This window comes from Paludibacter jiangxiensis, from assembly GCF_001618385.1.
Lineage (GTDB): Bacteria > Bacteroidota > Bacteroidia > Bacteroidales > Paludibacteraceae > Microbacter > Microbacter jiangxiensis.
Genome location: NZ_BDCR01000001.1, coordinates 1,017,188 through 1,039,177, shown reverse-complemented (window position 1 = coordinate 1,039,177; position 21,990 = coordinate 1,017,188). Strand labels below are relative to the sequence as shown.

Here is a 21,990-nt window from a genome sequence, read left to right as displayed (position 1 = left end):
TATTCACTTTGAAAACCGGCAAGCAACCTCATGGTTCCCTGTCGGTTTTTTGTTATCAGCGATTAACTCTCAAAAACTATTTTGCTGATAACCAAAGTACGGTTGTTCCTGCTTTCGGAGCTTTCAACGTAATGGTTTTACCTCCTTTTACCTTTCCTGCTGGCGTGCCGAATCCGGTTGCCGGATCGATCCATTTGGCAACATATGTTTTCGGGCTGGCAGCCAAGTCAATTGTTGCTTCTCCATTTTTGGAATAGACAATATATCCCTTCTCCGGGTTTCCGAGAATGTATTGATTTTCAGTTTGCGATTTAATGACACTCATCTGAGCAGCATCTTTCAAAAAGCCTTTTTCCAATCCGGCAGGCAGGTTAGGCAACGATCCACCGGCCATTAAAACAGCCCAACCGTATGCCGGATAACTGTCCGAATAGTACATTACGGCCTTTTCAGGGCATTGTGTGCGGTATTCGCTCACAGCACGGTATACCTGCTCAAAAGAGGATTTGCCGGGTTTCACCAGACGGGCGTGTTGGCGCGGTGCAAGGTTAAGACCACCCTGCGGTGCATACACAGTGCCGTTGTCACGATAGTGCCAGTAGCGGATATCAATCACGTCGACCACAGCCGCCCGTTTCGGATCTTTCAGAATAGCGTCCTGCACATCCTTGGTAGCACTCAACCCGATCAGCGGATGTTTGCCGGTCTCTTTCTCCCAGGCTGCAATCACGTCGAGCCAGAACTGCATGAAATGAAGCGGACCTGTATATTCGTCGCTCGTCAGTTGAATGACAGCACTGTTTTCGGTAAAGTTATTCAAACACTGACGGATATATTTTTTGTACAACTCTTTGCGAACCACGTTCGTGGTGTCGTAAAACATTTCGGCAAAGAACAGACGTTTGTCGCCGGCAAAGTTCACGGGCTCGGGAAAACCTGTGCTGTTGATATTGTTGGCTGTACGCCAGGGGCAATCCACCCAGTGAGCACCGGCTTCGATAATGTTGTGCTGAAAGAAGTTATTGTGGAGCAATACCAAACCGTTTTGATCGGCCTGATCCGCAAATTGTTTCAGACGCAACCAGTACCATTTATTGTATTTGGTAAGGTCGTATTTACTCAGGCCGTCCCAGGCAGTGCCCTGACCCGAACGGGCGAAAGGTTGTTCGTAGAAAGGAGGCCACACGTCACCGTCGATGCGACGAATGCGCTCGTGGTCATCGCGACGGCGGTCGGTCCACAACCCGTAATGTTGTTCGAAAGAGACAATATTGCTCTTCTTCATCCAGGCAGCCACTTCATTGACATCATCAGTCAGACCTGTACCTGTACGCCCCGGCACAAAACGGGTAAGCGCCGGTTTGGCTTCATCCAGAAAAGTCGGCAGAACACTCCCATTCCACCAGGGTGTGTTGTGCTGCATTCCTGCCAACAATTCATCGCCGTGAACTAATTTTCCGTTGATGATGGCAGTTGGCAGTGTATTTATTTTTTTAGGAGCAGGAACTCCAATCTCTTCAATGCTCTTCAACCCTTTCCCCTCGGTAATAATGGGAGTACGGGAAGAGGCTTCTTTTATCCATTGTAACAAAGAGGGAGCGGGTTTCAGAGATTCTTGCGTCAGTTGCTGCGCCACCTTTACCGACGGGCTGCTGGAGGCCTCGGAAGGATTGAACATCAAGAAGGCGCGATCACCTGCCGCATTACCAAGACGTTGTGCCAATTGCGCATAGTAGAGGCTGCGGGGCTGAATCTGGTTGTTGGAATCATACCAGCCGCCATCGCCGCCAAACTGCGACCAGCATCCGAATGCCCAGTTTTGCGCTGTCGGCGGTTTCGGACAATCGATCAGCGCTGCCGTACATTGATAGAGCACACTATTGGCGGCGCTCCATCCGGTTCCGCGGTTATCTTGTTGACGATTCGAAAAACGAAGATTATTGCCGTCCACATTCACGATATCGAACAAAACGCCGGAAGCCCAGCTATCGATCGCACCGCTGAAACTGTATGGCAAAACCGATTGACATTGCACAAATGCATTGGGACCGGCAGCACAAAAGCCAATTCCGAAATCGTGATTGCCACCCTCGGCATACAAGCGTTGGAACAACGACTGCTGTCCGGCATTGAAGAAAGTGTAGCGACGTTGACCGCCCAATTCGGAAACAGGATCGGTAGAGATACAATCTTCCACCGTGAGGCGGCGTGAAGACTCGAGCGCCATCACAGCCGAACCGGCAAAATGTGAGAAGGTAATTTGACGTACCCAGCCATCGATTACATTTTCGAGGGTAATTGCCATCCAGGCATGAGCTTCGTCTTTGGGATTGGCGGCATCAACAGTAGATGTGCATTGCATATTTTCAACACCTACCTGACTAATTCTGCCATTCCACGTGTAAGGAATTACTTCGCCGCCACCGTAATTGGCATCGAGAGCGGTAGTGACAGGTGCATCCAGTGTAATTTCATTTCCATTCAGGGCAACAACAGTTCTGTCCCAATAAATGTCGCGGTCGCCGGGTTTCCATCCCAAAGCGGAAACTCCTCCACCAAAAGTGACAGTGCCAAGAGCTTCAATCCAGTTTTGGGTACTCGGACGGCGAACCATTATTTTATCGCCGGCTTTCAACGAACCAACATTTTTAAGCGTCAGCTTCATCGCATTGACCGGAACATAAGCATCGGCCACTTTCAGCGCTTCTGCTTTCGTGCGATCATCTTTACCCACCACGCGAATGAGTGTGCGACGGTCTTTGCTGGTTGCAACCAGCTTCGTTCCGTTTTCGCCGATACCGCTACCTCTCAACACAACTCCTGAAGTGCGGATGATAAGCTGTCCGTCAATTTCGAAAACGCCGGGTTGTAAAAGTACGGCTCCTCTAAAGCCCAACTTATCCGGTTTAAGTGAAGATACGTAATCAATAGCGGCCTGAATGCGGGCTGTCGCGTCGCCGGTTTTAGCCGGAACAACTATTTTGGCGAAGACATTGGGGATTGCCTGTTCGCCGGCCATATAGCCGCTATACGAAAAATCGGGAATACGGTTTCCCAGGCTGTCGGCTGCATAAACCAGCCCTTCTTTGGTATGTTCGAGAGGCAACTGAGGCTTCGTCGTTTTCTTCGGTGCGCTTCCGGCAAAAAGCATTACCGGCAACAATATAAGTGCAGCAACGGAATATTTTACTTTGTTATACATTGATTGCTATTTATTGTTCTGCAAGCATCATATGAAATGACCTTGTCAGAAACAAGATTTACATCTGTTGAATTTAGATTGCTATTGTTGCGGAAATCGTAGACGAAGCCTGATCGTTGACAAAGATATTCATCCGGCAAACGTTTGGTTCACCGGATGAAATATTCTTACTTTTTAGCAGCTTTCAATCGTTCGCCCCACGCCTGACGCTCCTTATCAAGATTGTATCCCTGTTTCGAGAGATAGTTGTTGATACGGCCTTTGTACTTTCCAAAAATCTCGTGCTTTTTGTTGGACGACTGTGCATCAATGGCACGTTCGCGGGCTTCGACCAGCCAGCAGTAGATTTGTTGTTTTTCCTCAGGCTTGAGCGTAGGAATCATATCGAGATACGCGCTGTAAGTAACCTTAATCAGGTTAAAGACCATTCCGTCCTTCACCTTGTCGATTTGTTCGGCATTAAGATCACCCGCAAGTTTCCCTATAAATTCGCAATGCAGGTTGTACAATTGAGAGTTTGCTTCGTCTTGTAAAGCTTTTTCGGCAGATTGAAAAGCAGCTTTATCATTCCCGGCTTTTTCTTTGGCAGATTTAATGGCCGCATCACGACCATCGTGGATTTTACCGAGGCTCTTGTATTGATAGACTAAGATTCCTGTCAAACGTTTAAAGACGATTGAGTCGGAAATCGATAAAGTTTTCACAATTTTCTCGGCACGATCCGTAAGTGTCTTATTGTATTTGTCTTCGTTGTTTTGAGCCGATGCGGTTGCAACCACAATCAGCAACAAAAATAAAGACATTAGATTTTTCTTCATAGCTTTTTTTAATTGGTGGTCGCGGTTCATATCTGCCACAAACAAATTACAGGACCGGTAATAGTCCTGTAATCCAGTTTACAAGCGACAAATAATCAACAAATAAACCACAATAAACAATAATATGATAGTCATTTAGCAGCCGGTGGACACAATGTCATTAAGTTGGGGCCACCGACTGCTGACTAATTGTACTTACATCAGGCCTGTTTTGCCTTTCAATGTATCGTTGTTGTTCTTCGGATCTTTCCAGTCTACCTTCTTGGTAGGATCGATGCCGTTGATGTACTTTTCGATGTTTGTGTATCCGTCACCGTTGATGTCGCCGTTGGCATCAGAAGGATCGTTAGGATTCAAACCGTATTTCTTTTCCCACGCATCAGGCATACCGTCGCCATCGCTGTCTTTGTAAGCTTTGCCTTTGTATTCGGGATAACCACCCACCTGACTGATGTCGGTAATGATACCCATTTTATACGAATCCTTCGGCAATTTGCGGTGTTCAAACTGATAGTAATCGCGTTTGTCAGCCTCTTTGTCGTAGTAAACCTCGCCGGTTTTTACCTGTTTCAACACACGTTGGTCAACGATGTCGCGTTTAGGCAGGTAAGCTCCTGCATTTTCCAATACAAAATCGAAAGCTTCCTGAGCCGACATAATCGGGAACTGAGGCATAGGGAAAGGTTTGTCCCATTTCATAGTCTCGGTATAGCCTTTTGTGTCAGGTTGTTCTTCCACCTGAATACCACCGGCCCAGTTATCTTTTGTAATTTCAGGATAACCTTCCATGATATTGCCGTTAGCATATACACGACCGAATACCAGATAACCCAGTCTCGCACGACCCGATTCCGGTTTCAGAATACGGTGACCCACATTGCCTTTCGAGGTAACAGGACCCGGTTTGTAGTAGTTGTTGATGATGTTGTACAACGCAGTGTAATCGCCGCCGTCTACCGAACGGTGATTCCAGTTGTAGATAACGTTATTCACAAAGTTGAACACTCCGTTCCATCCGATTGACGGGTTACGACCGGCATTGTCGGCCCAAAGGTTACGCAGGAACGAACAATTTTCGCCGCCCAGTGTACTACCGAAAGCATGGTTGTATGTATCCAGCGATTGAGCCGAAATAGTGTTCTGGATAGTTACGTTTACAGTCGGTAATTTTTCTTCCTTGATACCTGCACCCGGATCGAACATGTGGCGGTAGAATGAAATATTTTCGTCCAGACCCCATGAACAAGAGCAGTGGTCGATCATAATGTTACCAACAGGGTTGCCACCGAAGCTGTCGTCGCGACGACCTACCCAGGTTTCACCTCTGCGGAAACGCATGAAGCGTACAACCACATCGTGTGTGTTGGCCCATACAGTTTCACCTGCAATACAAACCCCGTCGCCGGGAGCTGTTTGACCTGCAATAGTGATGTAAGGAGCACGGATAATTACCGGTGATTTCAGGTGAATAATCCCGGCTACGTTGAATACGACGATACGAGCACCACCGGCTTCACATGCTGCACGGAAACTGCCGGGACCATCGTCATTGAGGTTGGTAACAGTAATTACCTTACCGCCACGACCGCCGATAGCATATTCACCACCACCCATTGCACCCGGGAAAGCAGGAATTTCAGCCTGAGGCAGGTCGGTAGGACGGGCTGCCCATGGAATGTAAGGTCTGCCATGTTTTGCCTGATCCTGAACAATAGGCAACACCAGTTTCCAGATGCTGTCCGAACGATGCTCGGCGGCCTTAAGCAACGCCTCCGATTTTGCTTTGTCTTCATTCGACACTTTCGGATATTGTGCCTTTGCGGTTTGCATCATTCCCACGGTAAGCAGGACAGATGCCGTTAAAACAAACTTTTTCACACGAATAAATTTTTAATTAGTATTACATCTTGCGCCTGATATCTCAGAGCCTCACGCAAGCAGGTAATAATCCACGATGATTGTAATCTTCTTTGCTTTGTTAAACCTAACACCTAATACCAATGCTTCTCTGCCTGAAACATCAATACTTTGAGAATACAACCGGACAAATAAATCTGCCCGGTTGTATATTTCTATTCACAATAAAATTTATTATTCAGCCAACGGGTCGAATGTCCCATTAGTATTGCCATGCAGAACATCTTGCCATCCAATAGTCTGCAAAAGAGTAATGTTATTAGTTTGCGCTCCGCTTGTCAAACCGATGATATAATATTGCGGTTTGAAAGAAACTACCTTCCCAGCTTCATCTCCCTGACGTGTTTTACGCATCAGATATGTATTATAAAAGCTTACCAAAGCATTCGTTTGAGTGCTTAAATCGCTCTTCAAATCCATGGGTGCCGGACGGCTGGCTTTGATCGGATCTGCACCTTGTACTTCATTGGCAAATGTTTTTGCGGTAATTTCAATATTATCGCGACGTTTTCCGTTGAACGGCTCGACTCCCAGATAAGAACAGGTATTTCCGCTAAAGCCGGTCAATGTCCATGAGCTTGGAGCTCCGCTGATTTGACCGAAATTAGCTCCGCCATCCCAAAGCAGCCAACGGCGCATATCGTCGAAGCGTTTTCCTTCGAAAGCCAATTCAATCTGGCGTTCATAAAGAATCGCAGCAAATAATTTAGCTCTATTAGAAGACAAGTCTGAGCTCAAACCGTAGAGCCCATCGGCACCAGCCTGAATACCTGCACGTTTACGGATGTCTTTCAATACCTGAACAGCGTCATCCGGGTGTCCTGCTCCACAAGCAGCTTCTGCAAAGTTTAATAATACCTCAGCATAACGGATTTCCATCCATGGCATAGCTCCTTCGGCAAACGAACCTTGTCTGTTATCCACCAAGCTCCATCTGTACATACAAACAGGTGTTGGAGTTGTCATATCGAAATCGTTTGAACGTTTACGGATATAAATACCTTTGTAATTCAAACCCAGACCATCAGCCCCATAACCACTAAGTGTCGCATCCGCCTGTTTGGTTGAATTAGCATACCATGAATAGTTCCAAAGCATATAGTTAGCTCCTGAGTAGGGATAGTCAACACCTAACGAAGTTGGATCGCTTGCAGCATCAAATCTCCAGGATACACCCGGGAATCCGAAAGTTCTATAGAAACGTGGATCGCGATTCGCAAAGAATGTCAATGGGTTGTAGTTGTAAGTTCCTACTTCGGTCGGTTTCTTACCATCTGCCATCGGGAATAAATCCACCATCAAAGAGGTTGCACTCATACCACCGCCACCGTGTGCATTTGCTGGACGGATGGTCTGTTCCCAGTGGTTATTTCTATAAATCTCATTAGCTGCATTGTCATCGTGAACTTTATTATAAAGTGTCACAAATACAGCCTCATTGCTATTAAATTCATAAAACATTTTTGCCCAACCGGCAGCATTAACGCCCGGTGCATCTTTGTAGGCCAGCCCAAATCCACCAGTAGTCAGTGCATCAATAGCTTTTTTGTTTGCATCGTAAGCTGCTTGCCAACGTTCGGCATTATCGGCACGATTAAACAATGGACTTGCATAAAGCAAACGAGCACGTCCGGCCAAAGCCAGGGCTGCACCTTGGGTAATACGTCCAAAATTTGCATCGTCCCAGCGTGCAGGCAGCATGCCGGCAGCTGTTTCCAGATCTTTGCAAATGAAATCAATACATTGTTTGGTTGTTGAACGCGGCACTTCCAGTTCTTTTGCCTGATTCACATCAGTTACCTGCACATGATCGACAATAGGTACACCGCCATAGGTTTTTACCAGCAAATAATATTGCCATGCACGAAAGAAGTAGGCCTGGCCAAGTAACGTCTTTTTCTGTGTTTCAGACAATGTGCTTCCGGTAACACCTTCAATCACATCATTACAGTTACGAATCTCACCCCATGGACCGGCATTCGTTGCCTTGTTTACGTAAAACCAATCATTCAAAGTACTTGATGAGGTCAATGTAACATCAGGACTTACAAAATTAGAAAGACCGCTAAATTCTTCGGTCGACTGGGACTGAATGTCATTTTTTCCAGAACTTGTACTTCTGTAGGACAATCCGGAATTTACATCCGGCAACAATCTCAGATAAAGGTCTTGTACCCTCAACGAAGCACCCGCATAATCGTTATAGATCTCGGGACTGAGATTATCATAATTCTTTTTATCTTTCAAGAATTGGTCGCTACATCCCATCCAAAGGAATATACTCAATAAGCAAGCGACGTTTAAAATTGATTTATATATCTTTGTCATTGTTGTGTCTTTTTAGAATGTAACATTGATCCCCATAGTGATTTTCCGTAATGTAGGATATGTGCTGTAATTTGACATTGTGCTCATAAAATGATCCGGATAAGGGTTATAGAAACTTATCATATTCTGTCCGGTAACATTTAAGCGACAACTTTCAACACCCACTTTGCTTACCCAAGCCTTCGGGAGAGTATAGGCGAGCGTGATGTTACGCAGGGTAACATTCGTATTGCTAACTTTCCAGAAAGTAGAAGCTACACTATTAACATCCGAGAAACGCAGGTTAGGATATTTTCCTTCGAGGTTCTGAGGTGAAACCACTCTTCCCTGATTATCGAGAACATCATTATAAACAAACATGTTTCCTGCCCAGAATGAAGGTAGATTGGTATACTGCATTACGTCATAACCAGAAGCTGTAGAAATAATACTTGAATTACTAATCGCCTGTGTCGGCATCATGGTATAACTACCCCAGCTGGCACCTAATTGAGCGCTGAATGACAGTTTCTTCCAGTCTCCACCAAAATTGAGAGTAAAGCCATAAGGGTTACTACGGAATTTAGATATCTGTACACGGTCATTTTTATCAATTACATTTCCGGCAGGATCATTCGGGTCATTTGCCGCATAATATGTACCGTCAGCTTTCTGAGAACCTCTTACGTTGTTATAGATCAACATACCGGGATGAACATCTGCCTGAGTTTTTCCCATATAGGTTACAATCTTATTCGAAGCAAAATACTCGGCAATTTCCTGATAGCTATGGAACATTCCTATTGATTGGTAGCCCCACAATCCACGGTCGGCACGTCCATTCGGAACAATATCATCAAGTTCTCTTGATCCCGCATCCTTCCAAGGTGCCTTCAGGATTTTATTGTCGGTATATCCGGTATTGAGTTTTACGTAATATTTGAAATCCTTTCCAATCTTATCTCTCCATCCCAATGAAATTTCTATACCGTAATTATCAATAGAACCGTAATTTGAAGCAGAAGCTACAGCACCTACTGTACTTGGATAATCAGGAGCATCAGTAATAGCCATAAATACCTCACGGTTTCTGTCATAATAACCATCCAATGTAACTGATAAACGATTATTCAGGAAAGCCAAATCCAAACCTAAATTACTCTTATAGCTTTTATCCCAATGTGAATCGCGGTTAGGCACTGCATTCGGTATTTGGAAGTGTGGTCCTGCAATTGCATTAGGATCTGTTCCAAAGATAGGACCCTTAACAGTTTCCGATCCATAGAATTGTGCCCAAGCCCAGGCTTTTACATTATCGCGGCCAAGTAAACCATAAGATCCACGAATTTTCATGTAATCAACAAACCTCACATTTTTCTTAAACCAAGGTTCTTCAGAGATGACCCAACCAAGAGACAAAGATGGGAAAACTCCCCAGTAATTTTCAGGAGCGAACTTGGTACTTGCATCCGAACGAATTAAGAATTCTGCTAAATATTTGTTGGCATAGGAGTAATTCAAACGACCAATGTATGATAACACTCCACCTTCAGAACGTGAGAAAGCTGTTGTTTGATTTCCTCCTGCTCCATTGGATTGATAATTAGTAAATGAATAAGGTCCGGTAACATTTCCCCATACATATTCAGATTCATTTTCAGCTTTTTCAATTGTAAACAATCCGCTTACATCATGTTGTCCGAATTTACGTGAATAGTTAGCAATAAAGTTCAACTGATAACTATCGCTGCGGCTCGTATTTCTTTTAAGATAGTTTCCATTGGAAACAGGAACAGTTGTCATTCCTGTAAAGTTCATAGCCTGTTCTTCTGTGTCGGTATACAAGTGTGAACCACTACCACCGCGAGCTCCGTCGGCAAATTTATAGAGCGAATAATCAGAACCGAATTCGTTATCTTTTGTTGTGCTGATACTCTTAGAATAAGTAGCTTGCAGTTTCAATCCCTGTAAAATTTTGTTCCAACCGAAATCATATTCCAAAGAAGCATTAATGACCATGTTTTGAGGCATGTTCTTAACAAAGTTACCCAGATTTTCGACAACATTGTAATTGTACAGCTGCGATTGTTCAATTGTTCCGTTTGTAATGCCATAAGCCGCAATTGGCATGCCATTTACATATTCAGGAATGTAGCGGGGATGAGTCAATAATGCCACATAGTCTTTATCAGCATTTGATCCCCCGACTTTAACGTTTGCTTTTGTTGTACTGCCATAGTCTCCCGATACGCGCAAAGACGCTTTTGTCCATTTATTGATTTTAGTATCTACGCCTGCATTGTAGTTCCATCGGTTATAGTCAATTTTGCCCAGGTTACCGTCTTGTGTAACATACGACATACCTGCAAAATATGTAGCATTATCTGTACCTCCGCTTACATTGACACTATGTTTTTGTGTCATCGCAGAACTCCAGTATTTGTCAAGCAAATCATAATTAAGCGACTTCATTGCATTCAATTCGTCACTCTGAAATAAATCATTTTTCTTATCATATGGACTCGTAGGGTCTGCAGCACGTATGCCATTCCAAATCAAACCAAAATTATAAGAATCCAGCATTTTGGAACGATACGCTTCATCAGTGTAACCAAACTGTCCGTTGTAAGTAATTTTTGGCTTCCCTACCTGACCATGTTTGGTTCTTACGAGAACAACCCCTTGCGCAGAACGAGCACCATAAATGGCTGCTGCAGCATCTTTTAACACAGACATACTTTCAACCATGCTGGCATCCAGATTATTGAATGCTGCCTGTCCGGCTTCCGGTGAATATACAAAACCATCAATCACATATAACGGAACTAAAAGACCGGTACTGGAAGACGGTGCACTTACACTTAAATTACTGTTTCGGATCACGATAGAGGCAGCATCGCCAGGACGACTACCGGACTCACTTATACTCACACCATTAATCTGGCCGGTCAATGCCGAAGATAAATTGGTAACCGAAAGATCGCTAATGTCAGAAGTGGCAACCGAAGCTACCGAACCCGTCAAATGAGCTTTCTTTTGAGTACCGTAACCTACAACTACAACTTCATCCAGCTTCATCACGTCTTCTTTCAATACAATGCGTGGATTTTTAAGATCGGTGATTGTCTGGCTGATATACCCCAGATAAGATACTGCCAATTTACCATTAGCCGGAACCTGCAGCGAAAATTGTCCGTCAATATCTGTAATCGTCCCTATATTACTCCCGCTTACCTTAACAGTAGCTCCGATAATGGGTTTTTCATCTTCACCCACAACGGTTCCTTTGACCGTGCGCGATTGCTGAGCATAAACCGGCAAAGCAAATGCCTGGATGAGCGTTAGGATTAGACCAAGAATTAAAAATTTCTTCATCTTGCTATATTTTAAACGTTTATATTCTTTATATTAATGAGTAGGTAACCAGCGTGGATCACCGGAACCACGTGCAATCTGATCTGCACCGGCCATAGTAAATACTCCATTACCCTGGTAAGTCAGTTTTGGATCGGTTTGAATATAATCACCACTGGTATCACAAGTTGTTCCCTGTACTTCTCCTATCGGGAAGACACCGTTGTACCAATATGAGTTTCCGCCACCTGTAAATGTAGCGCTGGCACTTCCCCTGCGGAAACGTCTTACGAAGCCATTACTACCCGAAGTAGTAGCATTCTCTGCTGAATTGACTATAACACATTTTTGTATGGTGATTTTATCGCCAACCTGACCCATAGCACCATTCGAGTTAAAGGATTGGGCACCTTCTGCGCAATGGTAGAATGTAGAGTTGGTTATGGTAACACTTCCATTTGCCCAGGTTTCAGTCAACGGCTTCACGCTACCTGCATTTCCTGAAGAAATCTGGCAAATACGATTGCTGCTATTACCGGTCACTTCATTATAGAAGGTACTGTTTGTTATCGTCATATCTTTTACCATACCTGCTCCGAAACGGATCGTAGCCTGATTGAAAGTATTGGTGTTTTGTCCGATAATACAATCTTTAATAAGGAAAGTGCCTATACCATATTTCTTACTGTTATCGTAGAAAAGGTAATATTTAAGACCTGTTATCTTACATGACTGAATGGCAATCGGAGCTGTAGTCGGAACTACAGTATAACCGGCAGAAGTCAATGGAATAGCAGGATTTGGCGTGGCGCTCATAAGGATTATTGAATTGCTGGCTGTTCCCGCAAAACCGGAATAGTCTATATCCATAAATTTCATTTTGAATCCAACTCCATTATTGACAAATGAACCATTGGTCATGGTAATCTTAGCATGATGAATTTTGTCTCCACGGAAAGTTACCTGCGATCCGATAGCGACATCACCACTCATAGTATAATTCCCATTCGCTTCCAACTGGTAACACAATTCGGTTGAACTGGAGGGCATTGGATTTGCAGTAAAATAATCCGTCAAATTAGTTCCGCTTGGGATAGTTGCCGTAACAGCTAACAGGTTATCATACAGTTTTTCGGATGCAGTGGTTGCCTCTTTATTATTGTACTTCGTATTTCCCAACGTTTTAACAACAACTTTATAGTGTGTATCTTCCTGCATAGGACGCACTGCACTACAACCATCAATCACTTCATTCTCTGTACCGACTAACACCGGTTTGGAAGGATCATCAACAATATAAAGAGAAAACTGGTATCCTCCTGCTCCATACACTACCGGCCATTTAACTGTAAGTTTAGAGCCGTCAGCACTAGGAGTTACCACGATTTGATCTGCCGCCGGTGACTCCAGCTGTGCATTTTGCACACTGGGAGCCCAAGTCAAGTCATCCTTGAATCCATCTATACATGATGTAACAGACAGAGCGACTCCGATACAAATCAGACTTAGGACTGTTCTGATTTTGCTTCTCATCTTCATAGATTAAATTTTAAAAATTAAACAAACTCACCAATTATTTTTAGATATCAAATTAATTCTTTAACAAGGTTTCCAGTTGCATCAAAGCCACCTGAACTTTTTGTTTTTCAGGCATCTGGAATGTATTGAAAGGTTGTGCAAGGCTGTCGCAACAGATGCCTTTCAGTGCCAGGGCCGTCTTAAGCCCCTTTATATAGCTGGAGCCGAAACGGCCTATGCCATACAAAGCCTCACCTACCTGCATTACTTTTTCCTGCAGTTCGGCAATTTTGTTCAGGTCTTTTGCAGCCGCAGCGTTGTACAAGTCAACAAACAATTCAGGATATAGATTTGCACCTCCGGTTACACCGCCATCAGCTCCCATAAGCACTACCGAGGCCATCATCTCTTCAGGTCCCACAAACAAAGCAAAATCAGGATCATCCTTCATAATATGCAATAATTTATGAAAGTAAACCCCGTTTGCCGAGCTATCTTTCAACCCTACAATATTGGGAAGTTCCGAAAGGCGTTTCACAGTATCCGGCTCAATCATCACTTTTGTATGAGAAGGCATGTTATACAAATACAATGGCAACGGGCATTTTTCGCTCAGAGCCTGATAGTATTCATACAATTCGGGTTGTCCCAAAGCAAAATAGTAAGGAGGAGCTGCTACAAGAGCATTGGCCTTGCATTCTGCCGCAACATTTGCCAAATAAAGGCTTTCGCTCATCGAAGTGTCGGTAATGCCTACCAATACAGGCAAACGACCATCCACCGCCTGACATGTTTCTCTGATAAGCTCTTCTCTCAGTTTAATACTCAGGTGTTGCGTTTCTCCTGTGGTTCCCAGAATAAAGATGCCGCTTACACCACCTTTAATAAGGTGTTCTACGAGATTCCGGACTCCAATGGTATCCAGTTTGTCCGAACCTAATAACGGCGTAATCATCGGGGGGATAATTCCGCTCAACTTGCTATAAGTCTTTGTTTGTGACTCCATTTCCATTTTATTAATTTCTAAAAACTACTACAATCTTTCTTACCGTGTACGTAAACACCTATTTTGCATAAAAAATCAGAGGGATCCTCTAACAATCAACTTTGTAGGAATATATGTTTGTATTTTTTGTTTAGTCTGAATAAACTCGGATGCAAGACTCCCCATTTTCTTAAAATCGGCTGATATAGAAGTGATTCCATTCTCAATAACCTCCAGCATTGGAGCATCATTAAAGGTCACCACACCAATATCTGTGCCCATGTTAAATCCTTTGCTACGACAAATCTTTGTAAATTCAATCAAGTCAGAATGTTTGACAATGAGATAAGCTTCGTGTACGTTCACGTCCGACTCCAAAATATTTTCACGTGTTATCAGAGCGTGTTCCAAAGCGTTTTCATCACAGAATTTTTCAAAATATGGGATGCAACTTCTGGGGTGTTCAGAACTCTCCGGAAAAACCATCGTGACCTTCTTATACTTTCTGAACAATTCAGCTCCCGACATCAGGCAATCATACAATGTCTTGTCAAAACCCTGACAAACATAAGCATATTTATCTTTTTCGAACTTTCCGAAGTCCAGCAATAAAACACGGTTACTATCCAACTCATCCAATACATCCGAATAAACATCGTTAGAAATATTCATGATGATGTATAAGTTGTATTTACCAATACTCTCTTTTATGATAGACTCAAAAAACTTTTTATTGTAGTGGTGAAAATAGAGATCAACTTTATAATTTGCCGGCAAATTATTAGTCAATGCATGATACATGTCATTTTTATACGGACTGAAAATATCAAACATAGCTAATATCTGGGTTGTCGCTGTTGCAACATAATATCCTTTGGTAGGAGTCGATTCTATAACTCCGGATTCTTTTAGCGTCTGAAATGCCTTGAAAACAGTATCACGTGCCACACGGCATGTCTTACTCAGATCGTTTATTGAAGGTAGTGCGCTGCCTTCCGGGTATTCGCCAATAGTAATTGCATCCTGAATTGCATTCGCCAGCTGCTTCACCTTAGTAGTCTGTTGAGAGAATTCTATTTCAAACATTTGAATAAAATTAGGATGCTTTATATTATATATTTGAATTACAGCGCATTAAAAAATATTATACTGTACTGTACTGTGCTGACAAAAATAGAGGCTTTTATTTGCTTTCTATCTTAAAAAAACATGTTATGCAACATGTTTTTGGTATTTTGTTTTCTAAAATCAGAAAACATTATTTATATATCTGTATTTCTGCTATTTACACAATGTTAAATCTTTAATTGGTTGTCATAAACAATATTTTTATTTCAAATAAACAACCCATTATTGTGAATTAAGAACAAAATGAAAGGTATTAGTAAATAAATGAAAGAATAAATACACATATAAAACAACATTTGCCTGTCCCGAAAAGAGGATGCCTGCAAAAGAAAAGTTTCCTCCTAAAACAACCATTGTCATAATCAGAAAAAATGATTATATGAAGTCAAAATATCCCGATTCGTGTTTAGAATATATATACGATACACGTTTTTTATATTACTTTTGTGGTTCATTCAGAGAAATGCATAATATTATACAAGCGCGCAATAACTCAAATTCATATAAATACTTATCACTCTTAATTACAAATTATTATGAACGTTCCTGAAAATCTTTTTTACACCGCGGAACACGAATGGATTCGTCTCGAAGGTGAAACTGCGTACGTAGGAATTACCGACTATGCACAAAGTGAACTGGGCGAAATCGTCTTTGTAGATGTAGCAACAGCAGGTGAAACTCTCAAAGCAGGTGAAACTTTCGGATCTATTGAAGCCGTAAAAACGGTTTCCGACCTCTTTTTGCCCATTGATGCCAAAGTAGAAGCGTTCAATGAAGAATTGAACGACCATCCTGAATGGGTAAACGACGATCCGTACGGACAAGGCTGGATAATTAAAGTTACCGTGGCTGATCCGGCACAAACAGCTCAACTGCTGACAGCAGAAAAATATCAGGCGCTGATAGGATAACAACTCTACCAAATAGAATTGTATCATCAAAATGGAAACCTCTTTTGCAAGACGAATCATTCTTTTTTCGTTACTGACGATGTTATCGTTTGTGGTTTCCGCGCAAAAGGAAACACTGGTTATCGGGCAGGTGTTTGATAGATTCACACAACAGCCGGTTGCCGGTGCTACCGTCCAGTTTAAAAATACCTCCATTTCCACCATTACCGGAAATGAGGGGTATTTTTTAATTAAAACCAACAATCCCGCTGCAAAACTAATGGTGTTTGCAAACGGATACAAACCTTTCCAAATTCGCATAAAGCGCAACTCCACTCTCGGGGTTGAAGTCTGGTTATCTCCGATAGGGCCTGCCGCAATCCCTTTGGAGAAAGTAAACGAAGATTCTGCTTCTCACAGAATTGTTCAAAATTCAATTCTGAAACGTACAAACAACAGCCCACCTTCGGGACGTAACCCATCCACCGTATCCGATCGACTGAAAGCCTACGCATATAATGTGCCTCCAAATTGGATGAACGACGTCAATGCACGAAAAGCCTCCGTATGGTCTCCCGACTCTCTGTTTACCGTTCCTCTGTTCATTTCCGACAAAATCTACCGCCAACCCAGCTTCCCGTCGGTAAGGCTCGACAAAAGCATGGTACGGAACAATCAGATAACCATTTTACCGCTTGAGAAGGAATATGTGGAAAAAATGCTTTTGTTGTTAACCTTACAACAAAATTTCTACAAAGAGCATGTTGAGATACTGGGCAAATATTTTTTGAGTCCTCTCGCAAAGAAGGCTTTCAAACATTATGCATTTTTCTTGCAAGACAGCAGTATTGTCAACAAACGCAAATGTTACACAATAGGTTTTCGTCCGAAACAAAGAGATGCGCTACTTCTGACCGGTAGTATGACAATAGATTCATTGACATACGGGTTAGTCACTATCGATGCAAGCATTCCTAAAACGCTCCCTATCAATTTTGCGCACTCCTTCAACATCAAACAACAGTTTACCCTAAATAAGGACAAATGGGACTACAGCAGCATCAATACCCTTTTGGTGTTAAACCTGCCGCTTCCCGTCGGTCCCCATCAAAAACCCGTACTTGGGGTTATTGATAAAGAGTTGCTTTTTTCTTCACCCAAACACGACGACGGCGATTTGCAACAAATTGCACTTATGCGCCAAAAAGAGAGTAAACCCACCAGTGATTCTATCTACTCGGGGGTGACACAACTCAACAAAACACGATTTATGCGTGATGTGAAATGGGTAACCGATCTTTTGATGTATCAGTATGCTCATGTCGGTAAGATTGACGTTGGGCCAATTAACTCGCTGTATCATAAAAATGTACTGGACGGTCCAACCGGAGCTTTCAGTTTCAGGACAGGAGAGAGCTTGTGGAAAAACTTTAGCGTGGGAGCAACCCTTGGGTACGCATTCGATAATCACACGTGGAAACTCGGAGGACAGGTCTTATACCGGTTTCCTTCGGAAAATTTCCAGCAAATGCAGTTTTCATACAGCAAAAACGCCTACAGAACAGGCTTTAGCGAAGACATTATGCTGGTGAACGAAAGAAAAGTGTTCCTCAGCGACGACAACCTCTTCTCTACCCTTTTGCGGTTCAAACCCAATTATGCAGTAAACGAAGTAAGTACGTGGAAGTTTCAGTATGAAAAAGAATGGAGACGAGAATTTAAAACAACACTTACGCTCTTCGATAACCGTTATTTTTCGAACCAGTATGTGAGCTTTGTGAGCCAGGATGAGCCCGTTCAAAGCATTTTGCATTACGGGGGCAAACTTGATTTCAGGCTTTCGAACGACCAATTGATTTGGGACGAATTTTTCGGAAGACGGTTTCTTTCAAACCACTTCCCGGTTTTCCATTTTCAGGTTGAAGGAGGCCAATACTCTATGAATAAGGCAACCCGAAACTACGGTAAAATTCAGGCGACAGTGAAACAATCGGTAGATTTTATCGGAGGAATGATTTACTATACCGGAGAGACCGGTTGCATACTGGGCAAAGTCCCGTTCCCATTGCTCTCTTTTTCGCGAGGAAACGAAACATTGTTTTTTTCCGATTGCAACTTCAACCTGATGAACAATCTGGAATATGTTGGGGATAAATATGCCAACCTTTATGTGGACTACTATTCCTGTGGTTTGCTGCTGAAGAAAATTCCGCTGATACGACGGCTGAACTTCAAAGAAATGTTTTCGCTCAGAGTGGCTGAAAACGGACTCAGCAAAAAACACCTTGAAGTAATGGCTCTACCCTCCGGCTCCCAAACTCTCAACACTCCTTATGTAGAAGCCGCTGCCGGTGTCTATAATATATTGAGCTGTCTGGGAATCCAATCGGTCTGGAGATTAACTCACAGAAACGACCCCAAAGCGAACAACTGGGGAATGCGGGTGCTATTCTACGTCGCATTTTAATACGCCCTTCCATCGGAAAAGAAAAAATAATCTCTACCTTCGCAACGTTATCTACCCAACGGTTCAATCTATTTCGCATGCGTTTCAAATTTTTCATATTAACTCTCCGGGCTAGCGTTCTTGTTTTAGCGCTTATACTGGTATCTTGCGGCGACAACAAGACATCCATCCCTCCCATGCCGGTGAGCATGCAGATCAACCTGCTACAGGAACCAACACTGCTTTCATTAGGAGCCACAAAAACATACACGAAAGTGTCCACGGGCCTCGAATCATTGGGATTCGGAGGCATTCTTTTAGTGCACACTTTTGATGACAGCTACTGCGCATTCGATCTAGCATGCCCATACGAAGTAAAAAACACCGTACGGGTGGAAGTCCAGACTGATTTGTCGGTAAAGTGTCCGGAATGTGGATCGAGATACCGTATAACCGACGGTTCGGGTTGGGTAATAACCGGGCCTTCAAAAGAAAAATTGAAACAATACCATATATACCCGTCAGGGAATTATCTTTACGTTACTTATTAGACGAAAAATCTAAAAAACAGATAATTATGAGTCGAAAGAAACTTATGTTGTTTGTTGCCATGTTTTGCATTTTGATTATAGTCATTGTGACCTGGCAATTCTCGTTTGTCTTACGCAACGTTTTTATCAATCAATCAGGGTTTATTTCAAAAGACAATAAAGTATATTTCAGCCCTTTACTGCCTACATCATTACAAGACAGCCTAAGCACCTTAGTGCAAAAGGCCGAGCAACGGAATATTGCATTCTGGGGAATTAACGACCACAAATACAAAATAATTTTCTGTGCCAACAATAATGAAGTCGGCAGGTATTCAGGGAATGATCAGTTTCATACGGTGAGCCGCCGCACGTTGTTACTGGGAACATTCACTGTAATAGGCAGGGAAGGGTTCAACGTTGATGTTATCAGTCACGAACTCTGCCACTCTTATTTTTGGTCACAGTTAAGCTATTTCGATAAACGGAAAATCCCGACATGGTTTGACGAAGGGCTTGCTTCCCAGCTCGATTACCGTTCGTTTCTTAACGATTCGGCCTTAGAGAAGACCTACATAACAAACTACGATAATCTTCGAAACATCGAAACTCCGGAACAGTTCTACAAAGGCGGCTGGCCGCTAATGAAGAAAAACTATATCATTGCCCGGATTGAAATTAAGCAGTTTCTAAACTCTTGCGGCATCGAAGGAATAAAGCAAATTATTGAGAATCTGAACAAAGGAGATAATTTTGTAGCCTCATACAAAAAAATTAAAGAAACCTGCCATGGAGCGTCGCGATTACTTGGAGAGGGAAATTGAAAAAATGCGTGCTGTCCTTCAGAAGATTCTGCGGTTGCGTGTCGACAAAGAGGAGGAAGCACAAGAGATTATATCCACCGAACTGTTGCACTACTTTGACATTACCCTGCCCCGATTGCAACAAATGTCTGAGAAAGATTTCGAGTGCTTTATTCAGGGGAAAAACACCTCTTTGCTCGAATATCTTGGCAACCTGCTTTACGCATCTACTTTGCCCGAAGCTCCGTTATCCGCCACAGATCGTTTATCGTTAAAAAAGGCGATATTTGTATGGAATATGTGGGAACACAAGACCAAAACCTTTGACCCGGAACAACAGGCAATCAAAAATAAAGTCTTAGCCCTATTAAACGATTCACCAACTGAATAATAGAACAATGAACAAACTCATCATTTTTCTTGTAGCTCTCTTTTTTGCAGCCGGAATCAACGAAAGTATCGCCTGCACCACCGCAATTGTATCAGGCAAAGCCACTCCCGATGGGCGCCCGCTGCTTTTCAAACAACGCGACACTGACGAACTGCACAACAAAATAGAATTCTTCAAAGACGGGAAATTCGATTATGTAGGTTTGGTGAACAGCAACGATCCGTCACAAGCCGTTTGGGGAGGATACAACAATGCAGGATTTGCCATAATTAACTCCGCATCCTACAATCTTAACAGCAACGATCCCTCACCCATAAAAGACAGTGAAGGTAAACTCATGAGAATGGCGCTGCAACGATGCACCACAGTCAGCGATTTTGAGCATTTACTCGACTCGTTACCCAAACCGTTGGGCGTTGAAGCGAATTTTGGGGTAATCGACGCCAAAGGAGGTGGCGCCTATTTTGAAACCGGGAATTCCCGTTATGTGAAGTACGATGTGAATGATCCGGCAATTGCGCCTAAAGGATATATCATCCGCACCAATTTTTCCTTTTCCGGCGACCGCAGTCAGGATAAAGGAGTCAGTCGCTATTTGGAAGCCGAACAGCTTTTCACTAAGGCGTCAGCAACACAATCGCTTTCGTGCGATTTTTTCCTGCATACAGTTGCCCGTTGTCTCACGCACGGCCTCACGAAAACCAACCTGTATGATGCAATGCCATCTAATGGAGAGACACCTGTTTTTGTCCCTTTCAGAGATTTTATTCCCCGCCATCTAACATCTGCAACTGTGCTTATTCAGGGGACGAAAGAACAGGAATCCTCTGCCCTGACAACCATGTGGACAATCCTCGGTTCGCCCCTCACTTCTGTTGCAATACCGGTATGGATGAACCCAAAAGGATACTTCCCTCCAATACTACTCCCGAACGAAACCGGAAACGCTCCGCTTTGCGAATGGTCATTGCAGCTCAAGAAGCAACTTTTCCCGATAACAAAAGGAGAAGGCAATGACTACCTGAACCTTTCGGCTTTAATCAACAAAGAAAATAAGGGAATACTGCAAAAGAATTCTGCAGTAGAAAAAGGAATCATTTCCCGGTCGGAGACGAACCTGAATGGCTGGAGAAGCCGTGGAATAAACTATCAGGAAATGGACGAATTATACCGTTGGATAAACCAATTTGTATCCGAATATTTTTCTCAAACACCCGGATACCTTTAGATTTTGGTTAGTGATGGAAGCCCTTACAGGTTTTTGTTTTTCAACCTGTATTTTGCCATCTCTTCGAACTCAGTCCCCGGCATTCCGTAGTTGGCATAAGGATAAATGCTTATGCCTCCGCGCGGAGTAAACAGACCGGTCACTTCAATATATTTCGGTTCCATTAACCGAATCAAATCCTTCATAATAATATTCACGCAATCTTCATGAAAATCACCACGATTGCGGAAGCTGAACAAATAAAGTTTCAGGCTTTTACTCTCCACCATTTTTTGAGCCGGAATATAATCGATAACTATGGTAGCAAAATCCGGTTGCCCTGTTATCGGGCACAATGACGTGAACTCTGGACAGTTGAAACGCACCCAGTAATCATTTCCGGGGTGTTTATTATCAAATGTTTCCAACAGTTCGGGAGCGTAGTCGGTTGGGTAATTGGTTTTATTTCCTAAGTGATGCAATGACATAAT

The 21,990-nt window shown here is 43.1% G+C and carries 15 protein-coding genes; 6 read left to right on the top strand and 9 right to left on the bottom strand.

Features of this window, described 5'->3' with window-relative positions:
- Positions 1-76: 76 nt before the first annotated feature.
- The 8 genes from PJIAN_RS03960 to PJIAN_RS03925 all read right to left on the bottom strand — a co-directional run bounded on the left by PJIAN_RS03960 (position 77) and on the right by PJIAN_RS03925 (position 15,187).
- Entirely contained in the window at positions 77-3,202 is a 3,126-nt protein-coding gene (locus tag PJIAN_RS03960; RefSeq protein ID WP_068702213.1) for a DUF6298 domain-containing protein, read from the bottom strand.
- A gap of 167 nt (positions 3,203-3,369) precedes the next feature.
- Positions 3,370-4,020, bottom strand: a complete 651-nt coding sequence (locus PJIAN_RS03955; protein ID WP_068702737.1) for a DUF3826 domain-containing protein — start codon at positions 4,018-4,020, stop codon at positions 3,370-3,372.
- 195 nt (positions 4,021-4,215) lie between these two features.
- A complete protein-coding gene (locus PJIAN_RS03950; RefSeq protein ID WP_068702735.1) occupies positions 4,216-5,853 on the bottom strand; it encodes a thrombospondin type 3 repeat-containing protein in 1,638 nt (545 codons plus the stop codon).
- A gap of 258 nt (positions 5,854-6,111) precedes the next feature.
- Complete coding sequence (locus tag PJIAN_RS03945; RefSeq protein ID WP_068702211.1) at positions 6,112-8,265, bottom strand: RagB/SusD family nutrient uptake outer membrane protein; 2,154 nt, start codon at positions 8,263-8,265, stop codon at positions 6,112-6,114.
- A gap of 12 nt (positions 8,266-8,277) precedes the next feature.
- Entirely contained in the window at positions 8,278-11,619 is a 3,342-nt protein-coding gene (locus PJIAN_RS03940; protein WP_068702209.1) for a SusC/RagA family TonB-linked outer membrane protein, read from the bottom strand.
- A gap of 33 nt (positions 11,620-11,652) precedes the next feature.
- Positions 11,653-13,137, bottom strand: coding sequence for a DUF4992 family lipoprotein (locus PJIAN_RS03935; RefSeq protein WP_068702207.1), 1,485 nt, complete (start codon positions 13,135-13,137; stop codon positions 11,653-11,655).
- A gap of 52 nt (positions 13,138-13,189) precedes the next feature.
- Positions 13,190-14,122: a dihydrodipicolinate synthase family protein gene (locus tag PJIAN_RS03930; protein WP_068702733.1), complete on the bottom strand. Its 933-nt coding sequence runs from the start codon at positions 14,120-14,122 to the stop codon at positions 13,190-13,192.
- Positions 14,123-14,197: 75 nt separating this feature from the next.
- Positions 14,198-15,187, bottom strand: coding sequence for a GntR family transcriptional regulator (locus tag PJIAN_RS03925; RefSeq protein WP_068702205.1), 990 nt, complete (start codon positions 15,185-15,187; stop codon positions 14,198-14,200).
- 578 nt (positions 15,188-15,765) lie between these two features.
- On the opposite strand from PJIAN_RS03925, the gene gcvH reads away from it, so the two are divergent.
- The 6 genes from gcvH (at position 15,766) to PJIAN_RS03890 (ending at position 21,520) form a co-directional block, all read left to right on the top strand.
- Entirely contained in the window at positions 15,766-16,143 is a 378-nt protein-coding gene (gene gcvH / locus PJIAN_RS03915) for a glycine cleavage system protein GcvH (protein ID WP_068702201.1), read from the top strand.
- Positions 16,144-16,174: 31 nt separating this feature from the next.
- The gene (locus tag PJIAN_RS03910; protein WP_084252245.1) at positions 16,175-18,589 is read left to right on the top strand and encodes a DUF5686 family protein; all 2,415 of its coding nucleotides are present in this window, start codon (positions 16,175-16,177) and stop codon (positions 18,587-18,589) included.
- Between the two features lie 77 nt (positions 18,590-18,666).
- A complete protein-coding gene (locus tag PJIAN_RS03905) occupies positions 18,667-19,119 on the top strand; it encodes a Rieske (2Fe-2S) protein (RefSeq protein ID WP_068702197.1) in 453 nt (150 codons plus the stop codon).
- Between the two features lie 26 nt (positions 19,120-19,145).
- Positions 19,146-19,922: a hypothetical protein gene (locus PJIAN_RS03900; RefSeq protein ID WP_153802480.1), complete on the top strand. Its 777-nt coding sequence runs from the start codon at positions 19,146-19,148 to the stop codon at positions 19,920-19,922.
- On the top strand, positions 19,888-20,292 hold the full coding sequence (locus PJIAN_RS03895) for a hypothetical protein (RefSeq protein WP_068702193.1): 405 nt from the start codon (positions 19,888-19,890) through the stop codon (positions 20,290-20,292). The genes PJIAN_RS03900 and PJIAN_RS03895 overlap by 35 nt, the downstream gene beginning before the upstream one ends.
- Positions 20,293-20,299: 7 nt before the next feature.
- Complete coding sequence (locus tag PJIAN_RS03890) at positions 20,300-21,520, top strand: C45 family peptidase (protein ID WP_068702191.1); 1,221 nt, start codon at positions 20,300-20,302, stop codon at positions 21,518-21,520.
- 23 nt (positions 21,521-21,543) lie between these two features.
- Here PJIAN_RS03890 and queF read toward each other — a convergent pair whose 3' ends face one another.
- A complete protein-coding gene (gene queF / locus PJIAN_RS03885) occupies positions 21,544-21,987 on the bottom strand; it encodes a preQ(1) synthase (RefSeq protein ID WP_068702189.1) in 444 nt (147 codons plus the stop codon).
- Positions 21,988-21,990 lie beyond the last annotated feature (3 nt).

What these genes read in the sequence shown, in the direction of transcription:
- PJIAN_RS03960 (WP_068702213.1), bottom strand. Translation starts at nt 3,202, where the DNA reads ATGTATAACAAAGTAAAATATTCCGTTGCTGCACTTATATTGTTGCCG.
- PJIAN_RS03955 (WP_068702737.1), bottom strand. Translation starts at nt 4,020, where the DNA reads ATGAAGAAAAATCTAATGTCTTTATTTTTGTTGCTGATTGTGGTTGCA.
- PJIAN_RS03950 (WP_068702735.1), bottom strand. Translation starts at nt 5,853, where the DNA reads ATGATGCAAACCGCAAAGGCACAATATCCGAAAGTGTCGAATGAAGAC.
- PJIAN_RS03945 (WP_068702211.1), bottom strand. Translation starts at nt 8,265, where the DNA reads ATGACAAAGATATATAAATCAATTTTAAACGTCGCTTGCTTATTGAGT.
- PJIAN_RS03940 (WP_068702209.1), bottom strand. Translation starts at nt 11,619, where the DNA reads ATGAAGAAATTTTTAATTCTTGGTCTAATCCTAACGCTCATCCAGGCA.
- PJIAN_RS03935 (WP_068702207.1), bottom strand. Translation starts at nt 13,137, where the DNA reads ATGAAGATGAGAAGCAAAATCAGAACAGTCCTAAGTCTGATTTGTATC.
- PJIAN_RS03930 (WP_068702733.1), bottom strand. Translation starts at nt 14,122, where the DNA reads ATGGAGTCACAAACAAAGACTTATAGCAAGTTGAGCGGAATTATCCCC.
- PJIAN_RS03925 (WP_068702205.1), bottom strand. Translation starts at nt 15,187, where the DNA reads ATGTTTGAAATAGAATTCTCTCAACAGACTACTAAGGTGAAGCAGCTG.
- gcvH (WP_068702201.1), top strand. Translation starts at nt 15,766, where the DNA reads ATGAACGTTCCTGAAAATCTTTTTTACACCGCGGAACACGAATGGATT.
- PJIAN_RS03910 (WP_084252245.1), top strand. Translation starts at nt 16,175, where the DNA reads ATGGAAACCTCTTTTGCAAGACGAATCATTCTTTTTTCGTTACTGACG.
- PJIAN_RS03905 (WP_068702197.1), top strand. Translation starts at nt 18,667, where the DNA reads ATGCGTTTCAAATTTTTCATATTAACTCTCCGGGCTAGCGTTCTTGTT.
- PJIAN_RS03900 (WP_153802480.1), top strand. Translation starts at nt 19,146, where the DNA reads ATGAGTCGAAAGAAACTTATGTTGTTTGTTGCCATGTTTTGCATTTTG.
- PJIAN_RS03895 (WP_068702193.1), top strand. Translation starts at nt 19,888, where the DNA reads ATGGAGCGTCGCGATTACTTGGAGAGGGAAATTGAAAAAATGCGTGCT.
- PJIAN_RS03890 (WP_068702191.1), top strand. Translation starts at nt 20,300, where the DNA reads ATGAACAAACTCATCATTTTTCTTGTAGCTCTCTTTTTTGCAGCCGGA.
- queF (WP_068702189.1), bottom strand. Translation starts at nt 21,987, where the DNA reads ATGTCATTGCATCACTTAGGAAATAAAACCAATTACCCAACCGACTAC.